10 protein-coding genes are annotated in these 13,249 nt (G+C 63.1%); 5 read left to right on the top strand and 5 right to left on the bottom strand.

Features of this window, described 5'->3' with window-relative positions; genetic code table 11:
* Together GT613_RS13965 and ppdK are read left to right on the top strand one after the other, a co-directional pair.
* Nucleotides 1-891 (top strand): pyruvate, water dikinase regulatory protein, encoded by an 891-nt coding sequence (locus GT613_RS13965; protein ID WP_009304482.1) that lies wholly within the window; start codon nt 1-3, stop codon nt 889-891.
* Between the two features lie 59 nt (nt 892-950).
* Nucleotides 951-3,689: a pyruvate, phosphate dikinase gene (ppdK, locus tag GT613_RS13960; RefSeq protein ID WP_009609124.1), complete on the top strand. Its 2,739-nt coding sequence runs from the start codon at nt 951-953 to the stop codon at nt 3,687-3,689.
* A 226-nt stretch (nt 3,690-3,915) separates the two neighbouring features.
* On the opposite strand, the gene GT613_RS13955 is transcribed toward ppdK, so the two are convergent.
* The 5 genes from GT613_RS13955 to GT613_RS13935 form a co-directional block, all read right to left on the bottom strand.
* Nucleotides 3,916-5,727 carry an FAD-dependent oxidoreductase gene (locus GT613_RS13955; protein ID WP_009304480.1) on the bottom strand — a complete coding sequence of 604 codons (1,812 nt, stop codon included), beginning with the start codon at nt 5,725-5,727 and terminating at the stop codon, nt 3,916-3,918.
* A gap of 258 nt (nt 5,728-5,985) precedes the next feature.
* Nucleotides 5,986-7,068, bottom strand: a complete 1,083-nt coding sequence (locus GT613_RS13950) for a response regulator transcription factor (RefSeq protein WP_227100869.1) — start codon at nt 7,066-7,068, stop codon at nt 5,986-5,988.
* A gap of 410 nt (nt 7,069-7,478) precedes the next feature.
* Nucleotides 7,479-9,827 (bottom strand): cation:proton antiporter, encoded by a 2,349-nt coding sequence (locus GT613_RS13945; protein WP_009304478.1) that lies wholly within the window; start codon nt 9,825-9,827, stop codon nt 7,479-7,481.
* Between the two features lie 121 nt (nt 9,828-9,948).
* Complete coding sequence (locus GT613_RS13940) at nt 9,949-10,947, bottom strand: DUF5692 family protein (protein WP_009304477.1); 999 nt, start codon at nt 10,945-10,947, stop codon at nt 9,949-9,951.
* Between the two features lie 107 nt (nt 10,948-11,054).
* A complete protein-coding gene (locus tag GT613_RS13935; protein WP_009304476.1) occupies nt 11,055-11,672 on the bottom strand; it encodes a TetR/AcrR family transcriptional regulator in 618 nt (205 codons plus the stop codon).
* 403 nt (nt 11,673-12,075) lie between these two features.
* Between GT613_RS13935 and GT613_RS13930 the strand changes: the two genes are divergently transcribed.
* The 3 genes from GT613_RS13930 to GT613_RS15795 form a co-directional block, all read left to right on the top strand.
* On the top strand, nt 12,076-12,636 hold the full coding sequence (locus tag GT613_RS13930; protein WP_009304475.1) for a cytochrome c3 family protein: 561 nt from the start codon (nt 12,076-12,078) through the stop codon (nt 12,634-12,636).
* A 21-nt stretch (nt 12,637-12,657) separates the two neighbouring features.
* Nucleotides 12,658-13,155 (top strand): FMN-binding protein, encoded by a 498-nt coding sequence (locus GT613_RS13925; RefSeq protein ID WP_035578295.1) that lies wholly within the window; start codon nt 12,658-12,660, stop codon nt 13,153-13,155.
* Nucleotides 13,152-13,249: twin-arginine translocation signal domain-containing protein (locus GT613_RS15795; protein WP_370516131.1), on the top strand; the 98-nt coding region annotated here is incomplete at its 3' end. The genes GT613_RS13925 and GT613_RS15795, both read left to right, overlap by 4 nt.

Genomic DNA, 13,249 nt, shown 5'->3' with positions numbered 1-13,249 from the left:
ATGGACGAATTCATCGCCTACGGAAGCTCCACCGAGTTGCCCACGATCCACGTGATCAGCGACTCGGTGGGTCTGACGGCCCAGGCGGTGGCCCGTGCGGCCGCCGCCCAGTTCGGCGTCACGAACCCCGTCATCGAGGTGCTGCCGAAGGTGCGCACGTTCGAGGAGATCAAGGAGTTCATCGACGAGCACAGCGCCGTGCACAAGCGCAACACCGGCGATGGGCGCATGCTCGTGTTCTACACGCTCGTCGACCGCGACCTCTCGCGCCAACTGGCCGAATACGCCGGCGGTCGCGATGACATCGTGGCGGTCGACCTCGTGACGGACGCCATCGGCGCCATCGCGCACATGACGGGCAAGCAGCCGTCCACGAAGCCGGGCGGCCTGCACGTTGCCGACCAGTACTACTTCCGGCGCATCGAGGCCATCGAGTTCACCATCGCCCACGACGACGGCCGCAACCCGCAGGAGCTCCACCAGGCCGACATCGTGCTTCTGGGCGTGTCGCGCTCGTCGAAGACGCCCACGTCCATCTACCTGTCGCAGCAGGGCTACAAAGTGGCGAACATCCCCCTCGATCCCACCACCGAGCCTCCGGCGGAGCTCGAGCAGGTCGACCGCACGCGGCTGTTCGGATTGATGACGACGCCCGAGGTGCTCATCGGCATTCGGCAGCGCCGTTTGGGGCGCGCGAGTGCCGTCGCTTCGCGCTATGCCGATCCCGAATACGTGTACCGGGACTTGGAGGACGCCCGCGCGCTCATGCGCAAACTGGGCTGTATTGTCATCCACACCGAAAATCGTGCCGTTGAGGAAACGGCGCAGGAAATTTTGCGCTACTATGAGCGAGCCCATCCTCCATCAGCTGATATGATAGGGTCAGCCTGAGACTAGGGTTCCCAATGTATAGGTAGGTAAAGTCGGTACGTCGGGTTAAGGAGAAAAAGGTGACTGAAGAAGTCAAGCGAGTGTATGCGTTCGGCAAGGACGCGCAGGGCAACAACGTAACTGAGGGCAACACCAGCATGAAGGCGATCCTCGGCGGCAAGGGCGCGAACCTCGCCGAGATGGCCAACATCGGGCTGCCCGTGCCTCCCGGATTCACCATCACGTGCCAGACCTGCATGGAGTACGCCAATGCGGGCAACGCGTGGCCCGAAGGCGCGCTCGGCACCATCCAGGAGTATCGCGAGGATCTCGAAGCCCGCATGGGCAAGAAGATCGGCGATGCGGAGGACCCGCTGCTCGTGTCCGTGCGTTCCGGCGCCCCCATGTCCATGCCGGGCATGATGGACACCGTCCTCAACCTCGGCCTGAACGATCAGTCCATCAACGGGTTGATCAAGCAGACCGATAACCCGCGCTTCGCCTGGGATTCCTACCGTCGCTTCATCCAGATGTTCTCCAACGTGGTCATGAACCTCGACGGCGACCTGTTCGAGAACGCCATCACGGCTATGAAGCACGCTCGCGGCGCGGCGTCCGACACCGATCTCACCGCCGAGGACCTGCAGGAGCTCGTGGCCGAGTTCAAGCAGATCTTCGCCGAGAACGTGGATGCAGCGGCGTATCCGAGCCTCGTCGTGGACGGTGCCGTGCAGTTCCCGCAGGATCCCAGCGTGCAGCTGCAGCTGGCCATCGAGGCCGTCTTCGGCAGCTGGAACAACCCGCGCGCCACGCTGTACCGCAAGCAGAACAAGATCGCCGACGATCTGGGCACCGCCGTCAACGTGCAGTCCATGGTGTTCGGCAACAAGGGCAACACCTCTGCCACGGGCGTCGCGTTCACGCGCAACCCCGCCAACGGCGAGAAGGAGTTCTACGGCGACTACCTGGTGAACGCCCAGGGCGAGGACGTCGTGGCCGGCATCCGCAACACCTCGCCGATCGCCGAGCTCAAGGACGTGGACGGTCTGGAAGAGGCCGGCCGCGAGCTCGAAGAGGTGTTCGTCACCCTCGAGAACCACTTCCGCGACATGTGCGACATCGAGTTCACCATCGAGCAGGGCAAGCTGTGGATGCTGCAGACCCGCGTGGGCAAGCGTACCGCCGCCGCCGCGCTGCACATCGCCATCGAGATGGAGAAGGAGGGCCTCATCTCGAAGGAGGAGGCCGTCATGCGCGTCGATCCCGAGCAGCTCGACCAGCTGTTGCACCCGCAGTTCGACAAGAACGCCTCCTACGACGTTGTCGCCAAGGGCCTGAACGCCTCCCCCGGCGCCGCCGTGGGCGAAGCCGTGTTCTCCGCCGCCGACGCGGTGGCCGTGGCCGAGGCGGGCCGCAAGTGCGTGCTCGTGCGCTGGGAGACGAACCCCGACGACCTCGCCGGCATGATCGCCGCCGAGGGCATCCTCACCTCGCACGGCGGCAAGACGTCGCACGCGGCCGTCATCGCCCGCGGCATGGGCGCCCCGTGCGTCTGCGGCGTGGAGGCGCTGCGCATCGACGCCGAGAAGAAGCAGGCCAGCGTCGTGGGCACCGACATCGTCATCAAGGAAGGCGACATGATCTCCATCGACGGCACCACCGGCTCCGTGGTGCTGGGCGCGGTCGAGCTCGTGCTGCCCGAGATGACGGGCGACCTCGACACCATCCTCGAGTGGGCCGACGAGTTCCGCACGCTGGGCGTGCGCGCCAACGCCGACAACCCCGAGGACGCCGAGCTGTCCCGCGGCTTCGGCGCCGAGGGCATCGGACTGTGCCGCACCGAGCACATGTTCCTGGGCGACCGCAAGCAGATCATCCAGACCTTCATCCTCAACGAGGATCCGGCCGTGCGCGAGAAGGCCGTGGGCGAGCTCTTGGCTGCCCAGACGGGCGACTTCCTGGGCATGTTCCGCGCCATGGACGGGCTGCCGGTCATCGTGCGCCTGCTCGACCCGCCGCTGCACGAGTTCCTGGAGAGCCCCCGCGCGCTCGACGTGGAGATCGCCAAGCTCGAGGCCGCGGGCGGCGATAAGGCGCTCATCGCCGAGAAGCGCATGCTCATGGAGCAGATCGACGGCATGAGCGAGGCGAACCCGATGCTGGGCCTGCGCGGCTGCCGCCTGGGCATCGTGTACCCCATCCTGCCGGTCATGCAGGTGCGCGCCATCGCCACCGCCTGCGCCGAGCTGCAGAAAGAGGGCTTGAACCCGAAGCCCGAGATCATGATCCCGCTCGTGTCCGTGGTGGCCGAGCTCGAGAAGCTGCGCAAGGTCGCCGAGGACACTATCGCCGAAGTCGCCGCCGAGCAGGGCGTCGAGCTTGACATCCCCGTGGGCACGATGATCGAGCTGCCGCGCGCTGCCGTCACGGCCGACGAAATCGGCGCGGTTGCCGACTTCTTCAGCTTCGGCACGAACGACCTGACCCAGACGACGTTCGGCTTCAGCCGCGACGACGTGGAGGCCGAGTTCGTCCCGCAGTACCTGGCCGAGCGCCTGCTGCCCTACAACCCCTTCGCCACCATCGATCCGGGCGTGGCGAAGCTCGTGGAGATGGGCGTCGAGCTGGGCCACAAGGGCAACCCCGACCTCGTCTGCGGCGTGTGCGGCGAGCACGGCGGCGATCCCGATTCCGTGAAGACGTTCCACACGATCGGCCTCGACTACGTCAGCTGCTCCCCGTACCGCGTGCCGCTGGCCCGTCTGGCCGCCGGTCAGGCCGCCCTGGCCGAGAAGATGGGCGACGGCCGCGACAAGTAGCCTCCGTCCGAGACCTCGCATGATCGAAGGGCCCGCAGCATCGCGCTGCGGGCCCTTTCGCGTTCGGCGTCGAGTTGCGAGTGCGACGGGACGCGAAACCTTCAGTGAGAGGGTGCGAAAAGGGCTCCATCTTGTTGACGGAGCCCTTTTTGAAAGCTTGGACAGCTTGTTTCAAACTGTATGCTGCAAAACAGGTCGCGCGATGTGCCGGCTCTGTTGGGAGCAGCTAGACCGTCTCAAGGTACTTGGCAACGCTCTTGCCCGCTTCGCGGCCCAACACGATGGCCATGCCGAGGCTTACGCCGGGCGTGGGGGTGATGTATTCCACGCCGAAACGACGACCGCAATCGTTGCCGGAAACGTACAGGCCGGGAATCGGCTCGAAGTTGGCATCGAGGGCGTTCTGCTCTGCGTTGGTGATGATTCCGCCGCAGGTGCTCATGATCTCGCCAAGTCCCGGATTGCCCGCGAGCGCGTAGAACGGACCATCCTTGACGGGGAAGAGCACTTCCGCGTAGCGACCGAAATCCTCGTCGATGCCGTATTCGCAGAACTTGTTGTACTTCTCGATTTCCGCGACGAACGTCTCGACAGCATCGCCTTCGAGCCCGAGCTGCTTCGCCAGGCCCTCCAGCGTGTCGTCCGCGATGAATTCCGGTGCTGCGAACATCGCTCCAGCCTGGTTGTCCTCCTTGGAGGATTCGGGCTCGACCCAGGTTCCCTTGAACTTCTGATAAGCCTTGTCCATGCCTGTTTTTAGCTCTTCGATCGCGGACGTTGTCGGGCTGAACATGCCGTGTTGCGGCACGGTGTACTGGCGGTACTCGGGGAAGTTCGAATCGAACACGCAGGAGATGGGCTCTCGGGGCAGATACACGTTCGGCACGCCGCGCTGCTCGACAACGGGGTAGAACTCGTTCATGAAGCGCTTGCCATCGGAGCGGACCCATACAGCTTGAGGGAAGTTGTTCATAGAAGTGGGTGCTTGGATGTGCTTGGCGTTCATGCCGGGGATGATGCTCTCCAAATGAGCTCCCGCCCAATGAGCCATCTTGATGCCGTCGCCTTGATACTGCCAATTCGAGGCGTCCCCGACGAACCTTTCATTGCCGAAGGCATCTTTCCAAGCTTCTCCCTCGATCATGTTGTTCTTGATGTCGGGCATCAGGTCGTTGAGCATTTCCTCGTTGTAGGCGAAGCCGCCCGTGGCCACCACCACGGCCTTGCAGCTGAACTTGAGGTACGACCCGTCGGCCCGGTTCTCGGCGATGACGCCGGACACCTTGCCATTGTCCTGCAGGATCTGCAGTCCCCGCGTGTTGAAGAAGAACTCCGCTCCTGCGGCTTTCGCCTTTTCGCGGTTGTATCCCTGGATCTTGGTCTGATTACACTCTTCCGCATATGCGGATATGACGCCGGGGTAGAACTTGATGGGTCCGATATTGGGCAGCAGGTGCGGCCATGTTTCGCCTGCTGCGGGGGATCCGCTATGGCTCAAGGTGGCGATGTCCGAATCGGTCAGGCTGTCGTAGTACCAATCGATGTTATCGCCCATGTTCTGGCAGTACCTCATGATGAGCCCGGGGTTGCCCTGGTTGCCGATCATGGTCATCCAATTCTGGTAGTACTCGACCGGGTCGACATCATGGTACTGGTTGCCTTCGGTGATCTTGTTGACAAGGTTCGAGTTGACGCCACAGCTCTCGTTGCCCGTTGCCATGTACGTTTCTTCGGGTTGGAACTCGAGAAGGGCGACCCGGTAACCCTGCTCGGACAGCTCTCGGCACGAGGTTACGCCCGCGTACCCATGGCCCACCACGACCGCATCGTAATCACCGGCTTCGCTTGCTTGCGCGGAGTAATCTTGCGGCGTCCGCCAAGAGATTGCGCCCTCCGTCGCGCTGCCGTCGGATACGTTCTTCTCATCGGACTTGTCGCTGTCCGTTTTTCCGTTCGGCGAGCACGCCGCCAAGAAACCCGCTCCTACGGTTCCTACGCCAGCAAGCGCTGCGCCTTTGATGAAACTACGCCTATCCATCCCTCTCTCCGTTCATCTCAACAGCTAACACGAAAGATGCTGCCGGTCGGTTTGCCTTCAAGCCGGGCAGCAAGGCAAAGACTACGCAAACCGCTTCTTTTTCGGAATCGCGATATTGAGGGAATTGGGAAAAGAGTCCTTGCAAAGCGCCTGGAAAGCATCGCGGTTTTTGGGGAATTACGCAAAACACGAGGTGAAACGCTTATGGCGTTCGCCGGTTCGCCGGAGCGAAGCTGCTTGGGCGACGAGTCTCCGGTTTTAGAAATCCGTCATCGAAGACGGCTCGTTCTCGTTTTCTATAAGCTGCAGAAGGTCCTCGCGCGAGTGGATGTCCAGCTTTTTGTAGATGCTCTTGATATGGGAGCGGACGGTGGAGTCGGACAAGAACATCTTCTTTGCGACGTAGGCGGGGGAGTAGCCGCGCCCTAGGAACAAGAGCACCTCTCTCTCGCGTTTCGACAGGCCGCCCTTGTCGGCAACCCGATTGCAGCATGTTTCCAAGTCCGACAGCAGGTTCGGCTTGTTCGCCTGCTGCGAAGGGAGGTACATTGTTTTCCACGAGCGTATATTGGGCACCAGAACCAACGAGATGAAGTACAGGGTGGAAAGCGCAAGCAATACTGCTTCCTCGTTCCCGCTGATGCCCGCAAGATCGCCGAAATGCAAGCCGATGATCGAAACCAAGCAAAAAGCGGAGATCGAGCTACCGAAGATCAGAGGCACCGAGAACTCTTGCGCGTGCGCGATCGCGCAGAACGAGGCCAGCGCAAGCACCCCTATAGCGCCGAAGAACACGTAAATGCCGATCATGCCGATGCTGTGCACCGCATGACCTGTGGGGAAGCTGCTGAGAAACAACAATATGGCGGCGAAGATGGGCAGGTATATTTGGAACACGAACGGCAAAAGAGGCTTGTCCGACTTCCTAAGCCATAAAGGCAGAACCGAGACGACGGCGAGGATCGTGCCGATGCTTTCGGCGTACATGTTGCCGAAAACCGCGATCTTGCGTACCGCCATCGTCAAGGCGAACAGCAAAAAACCCACGAACGGACCGAGGGCGACCGAGAAGAAGGAGTGGAACACGGTGGAATCTTGGCTTTTCGCATCGCGTTGCACGTTCAGCAGGCGAACGAACTCGCCGTGCGTAGAGCGGATCAGCAGGGGCACGAGTCCGAGAATGCTGAGCAGAAGAAAGCTCGCGACCCCGGTTTCGGGACCCATGTAAACGAATCCCGTATTGATGAGCGCGCAGATGGCCAGCAGGACGCTCAGGCGAATGAGGGCTTCCCGGAACGTGAGGGTGGAGAATACGCTTCCCCAAGCGATGCAAAGGAGCAAGGTCGTCGTTCCGCAGAGCGTTCCTCCGAGCAAGGAGCACAATTCGACCGGAACTCCGGGGAGAAGAAGGGAAGCGAAGAGCAGGAAAAGCCCCGTCAGGTAGAGAAGCGCGACGATCGTCATTCGAAGAGGAGTTAGGAATGTTATCCGACTTGGTTCTTTCGCGCACAGCGCGATGCACGCGGCTGCCATGCCGGCGACCATGGCGCTCGCCAACGTGGAGTGGACGAAATACGGCATGGCCAAGTCGAAGCCTGCCAAGTCGGGGCTGAATATCATGTTCGGGGAGTAGAGTGGCAAGGTTGCGAAAAAGGCTACGAAACAAACTTGTTCGAATGCGGATGGCTGGCTCATGTCGAATCCTTCTCGCTTGTACCTATCTGCCAAGTGCATGGATCTTCGCGCTCCGGTCATGCGGCACCGTCTTTTTCCGGTAGCGCTTGGGCGGCCGCCGTTTCGCCCACGAGCCAGATGCGGTCATCGGGGAACAGGCGCGTGTTGCGGCTCGGCTTCATCTTGAGCAGCTTCTCATGCTCGTGTGCGACGACGAGGCAGCCGAAGGAGCCCTTGAAATCGACGGCGCCGATGGTCTTGCCGGCGAAGGGCGAGCCCGCTTCCACGGAAAGCGACACGCATGCGAGATCCAACTTGTCGGGGTGCGCGGCCGCGTACTCGTCGAACGATGCGCTGACGGCATCGGCCTCGTCGATGGAGTCCTCCTTGAGCAGGGTTTGCAGGTAGGCGTCCACCTCGTTCTCGGTGCCGAGGAACGTCAGCACGTCGCCCTCGCGTATGCCCAGCGGGTCGGCCGGGTCGTTGATGCGCCGCACAAGCTCCTCCTTGGTCAGTCGCGCGAGCGCTTGCGATCCCATGCGCACGCCCTCGCGCTCGATGGCCATGAGATCCAGGTTGTGCGCTATGCCGAACAGGAAGTCGCTCGACCGCTCGGCGCCCAATCGGCGCAGCGTGCGCGACGCTTCGACCTCCACCACGTACAGGCGCTCCTCCACCCACCCGGCGCGTTCCTCCTCGTCGGATTCCGCCAGGCGCTCGGCCAGGATGGACTCGTTGAGGTTGCCGACGAAGCTCGTCTCCAGCTTGAGGAACCACGAATGCAGCGTGCGCGAGCGCGCGAGCAACAGCGAGCACGTCGCCGCCAGAACGAACATCCACACCGATTGGCGCGCGCCGGCCGCATGCACGATGTAGGCCACCACGCCGCAGGACGCCGCGCCGCCCGCCAGCATCAGGACGGCCAACGGCACATGGTTTCGACGGCTCTTCATCCACAGCACGCCGAACTCGTTCTTTCGTCCCGTGTAGAACAGGTTCGACAGGAACAGTCCCGTCACGAAGATGCCCACCGCGGCAAGCAACGGGTTGAGAACGGCCTCCGGCACGAAACCCGACAGCAAAGGAAGGGCCGTGTTCATGAGCACCTCCACCGATGCGATGCCGGCCAGCACCACGAGCCCCAGCTTGAGCGTCCAGCGTTTGAGGTAGTCCACCCATAAGTTCGGTTCGCCGTCCTCTTCCTGCGCGCGCTCCAGATGCTCATGGCGCAGTGCGAACAGGCTTTCGGGCAAGACGCGCACGAGGAGGTGGTAGATGCGTTCGGAATTCTTCACCAGAAGAGGCGAGGCGAGCGTCGTCGCCACCGACACGGTGACGATGACGGGGTAGAGGAAGTCGGGAGTCACGCCCGTCGCCGATCCTAGCGCGGCGATGATGAACGAGAACTCGCCGATCTGCGCCAGGCTGAGCCCGCTCATCACCGAGGTTTTCAGCGTTGCCCCCGACAACAGAGCGCCCAACCCGCAGAACAGCGAGCGTCCGATGATGGCCACCAAGGCGATGACGACGATGGCTCCCAGGTTCTCCGTCACGGCCGCGGGTGTGACCAGCATGCCCACCGATACGAAGAACACGGCTCCGAACAGATCCTTGATGGGCTTGAACAGCGCGTCGACGCGCTTTGCCTGCACGGTGCCGGCCAGGATGGATCCGGCGAGGAACGCGCCCAGCGCCGAAGAGAACCCGATGGCGTCGGCCAGAACCACCATCCCCAAGCACAGCGCGATGGACGCGATGAGCAGGATCTCGTCGTTGAGCTCGGAACGCAGGCGCTTGAGGGCGCTCGGCACGAGGATGACGCTGAGCGCGAACCATACCACGAGGTACAGCGCCATGCGTCCGATACGCACGGCCACCGCACCGCCGTCCACCGACGCGCTGACCGCCACCGTGGACAGCACCACGAGCAGGAACACGCCTGCGATGTCCTCGATGACCAGCACGCCGAACACGAGCTGGGCGAAGGCCTTGGTGCGCAGGCCCAGCTCGCCGAACGTCTTCACGATGATGCTGGACGACGAGATGGCCAGCATGCCGCCGAGGAACAGGCTGGTTGACGGCGACCAGCCAAGCAGCGTGCCGCAGGCGAACCCTGCCGCTATCATGAGCGACATCTCCACGACGGCCGTGACGAGCGCCGGACGGCCCACGGTGGTCAGCTTCACCACGCTGAACTGCAGTCCCAGGCCGAACATGAGGAAGATGACGCCGATCTGCGACCAGGTGGACACGTCGGCCGTCTCCACGATGTTGGGGATCCAGCCGATAGCGGGGCTCACGAGGAATCCGGCCACCACGTACCCCAGCACGAGCGGCTGTTTGAAACGCCGGCAGACGATGGTGGCCACCGCCGCCACGGCGAGCAGCAAGGCGAGGTCGTTGACGAGCTGGGGTATGGACTGCATAGGTTCCTCTTCGCGCACTGTACGGTCGAAACCTCATTGTAGCAAGCCGAGACGCGTCGGCGGACGAAAAAGAAGCGGCCCTTGCGGGCCGCTTCCCAAACATGGATCGGTTTCTGGTTTCTTACGATTCCGCCAGCTCCGCGGGGGTGGCGCGGCGCGCCATGGCCTTGTCGTAGTCTTTCGTGCCGGCGAACACCTCGTTCATGTACGGGTTCACCTTGAGCTTCTTGGCGCGGTACATGATGTAGGCGAACGCGGCGATGTTGGCCAGAAGCGCGATGACGGACACGGCCAGGTTCACGTTCGGGTTGTTCACCGACTGCACGCTGAACACGCTGTAGTCCTGGAACGCCGGCACGCACTGGGCGAACATGCACCAGATGGCCAGTGTGAACGCGCGGTTCTGGATCCAGCCGCCTTTGTTCCAGAAGAACGCCGCCACGGTGGGGGCCAGCAGCAGGGCCAGGCCGCAGTACCAGGAGTGCGTGGGCAGGCAGTTGTAGGTGTAGCAGAAGTTCCACAGGTCGTAGGCGATGATGAACACCCAGGTCATGTCCGGCCACAGCATGTCCTGGCGCTTCTTGGAAATGTAGATGCCGAACCAGCCGGTCATGCAGGCGATGTTGATGATGCCCGCCACGCCGTTGAACACGTTGTGCCAACCGCCGTACAGCGTGACGCCCTCGGAGGACACCCAGGTGGTGCCCCAGGCGCGGATGGCGCTCTCGAAGTCGCTGACCACGGCGATGAGGATGTTGATGGCCACGATGACGAACGGGAAGCACTTGAACCAGTGCGCCTTGCCGATAGCGCCCCACGAGTACTTGATGGCCATGAAGCCGATGCACCCGATGGTGGCCGCGTAGAGCTTCGCGTAGTGGAACCAGCTGTTCATGTGCACGTGCGTGGGGTTGTCGAGCGCCCACTGCTGGCCGATGCCGGCGCCGATGGAAATGGCGACGAAGTACGCCGTCAACGCGACGGGCAGCACGATGAAGCAGAACACGCCGCCCGCCTTCGTGCGGCGCGCCACTTCGTTGATGAGGATCAACCCGATGAACACGATGGCCCAGCCGAGCCATTGGTACAGGGCGTTCTCCCCGTAGACTTGGAACAACATGACACCCTCCTTCTTCAGGGTACGCTTCGCACAGGCCGCCTTCCGGCCTGCTGTTTCTTCAGATGAGATTATCGATACCGTTGCATGCGGGTTCGCCTGCGCAGGTTCTATCCGCTTTCGGGTGCGCCGTTCGCGCCGCGGTCCATGTGCAGCGTTTGGGCGATGAGATCCTTCAGCACCTCGTCGTCGACGTCCGGATGCGTTCGCAGGTAGCCGACGATGCCCAAGATGAGCACGTAGAACGTCTCGTAGACGTGCTCGATGCGTATCTCGTGCAGCGCGCCGTAGTCGCGCACCGTGGTGTCCACGATGTACGTGGCCACGCGGTCGGCCACGCGGTTCACGAAGTCGATGTAAAGCGCCGCGTTCTCGTGCGAGGCCAGCGAGCGGCGGAACGCGTCGTGCTCGAACACGCCGAGGCGCATGAGCTTTACGACGCTGGAAAGGGCGCTTTCGATGTCGCCCGGGTGCCGTTGCGCGTTCCAGTAATGAGTGGCCTCGATGAAGTCGGCCACGTAGTCGTCGAGGACGGCCGAGGTGACGGCCTCCTTGTCAGGGAAGTAATGGTAGAACAGCGAGCGCGCCACGCCCATGCGGTTGGTGATGTCCTGCACGGAGGTTTTCGAGAGCCCCTGCTCCTCGTACAGCTCGCGGGCCGCGGCCACGATGTCGGCTCGACGCTCGGCCGATGCCGCGTTGCGCGCCTTCTCGTTCGAGGTTGCCATGCCGCCCTCCTTGCCCCGTTCGCTTGAACGATCCTGCGGTTCGCCGCCATGGCGGCGTGTTTCGTTCGATCCCCTGATGAGCGCAGCATACGCCCCTGGTTGACGGAGCGTCAATAGACAGTTTCAGGGATTCGTCAACGAAGAGGGGGACGTAAGCGGCGAAGCGCGCGCGTCCGCGACGGCAATGACGAAACGCGCGAAGCCGTCAACCGCGGCTTCCTCTTTGCCTGCGAGGATGCTAGCATGCAGGTCATTAAGTTCATTTGTGAAACGAAAAAAGAACGCAGATGAACTAATGAGGGAGCAAGCGGACGCAGGGCCGCATCTCGGCCGAGGCGGCGTCGGGCGATCCGATGCCGAGGGCATCGCGGAGCAGCGGACGCGAAACCGAGAAGGAGGGGTCATGAAGGAGAGCAAGCGGATCGGAAAGCGGAAAGGAAGGCGCTGGCCTATCGTGGTCGGCGTGATCGCGGCGGTCGTCGTGGCGGCGGGCGCGGGTTTCTGGGTTTGGCACGAGCAGCCGAGCTTCTGCAACGCCGTTTGCCACGATCCGATGGACGCCTACGTGGACGGCTACTTCAGCGACGCGACGCTTATGGCGAACGCCCACGAGCGCGCCGACGTTACGTGTTTGAAGTGCCACGAGGCGAAGTTGTCCGATCAGGTCGCCGAAGGGCTGTCGTGGGTGCGCGGAGATTTCGCCACTGACGAGACGGGGCATCTGACTACCCATGGCGTGACGGCCGACAAGAAGATGTGCGCATCGGCCGGCTGCCATGATTGGGAAGACGTGAAGGCCGCCACCGAGGATTGGGGAGGCGAGGCGGGGGTGAACCCGCATGCGTCGCATCAGGGCGAGGCCATCGATTGCAGCAACTGCCACGGCGCGCATGGATCGTCGTATATGTACTGCAACGCGTGTCACGACTACGCGGTTCCCGACGGCTGGGAAAGCCCCCGGTAGGGCATGCGAAAAGGAGGAGCGATGATGAAGAGGACGGCAGCGGCCGTATGCGGGGCCGCGGTGCTGGCGGCGGGCATGACGGGCTGCGGCGCGGGATTCGAAGGTTCGGGGTCGAAAGACGCGGCCAGCGCCGAGCAGCTGGCCATGCGCCTGGACGATCCGTGGGCTCAGGAGGTTCAGGCCGATCAGGGCGCGAAGGCCGAAGGCGAGCTCGCCGACGGCGTGTACACGGGCACGGGCAAAGGGATGGAGGGCCTCGTGACCGTCAAGCTGCTCGTGCAGGACAACCGCATCTCGTGTTTGGAAACCGCGCAGGAGGGCGAGAGCCAGAGCCGCGGAGGCTACGAGGCCATCCGCGACGGCAGGTTCGCCGCCATGATCGAGGCCGCGCAAGGCGCCGGCATCGACGCGATCAGCGGCGCCACCATCACCACGGCGGGCGTCAGGCAGGCGGTGGAGGACGCGCTCTCGCAGGCAGAAGCCACCGCCGCGAAGCAGGAACAGGGGGGATCCCGATGACGAAGCAGGTTCACGGGCAGACGGGCGCGCATGCGCCGCTGTCTCGCCGCGATTTCTTGACGAGGGCGGGCTTGACGGTGGGAGCCGCCGCGGG

The sequence above is a fragment of the Eggerthella sp. BIOML-A4 genome (assembly GCF_009875575.1).
In the GTDB taxonomy this organism is placed as follows: Bacteria; Actinomycetota; Coriobacteriia; order Coriobacteriales; family Eggerthellaceae; genus Eggerthella; species Eggerthella lenta.
This window is presented reverse-complemented; position numbering and strand designations above follow the sequence as displayed.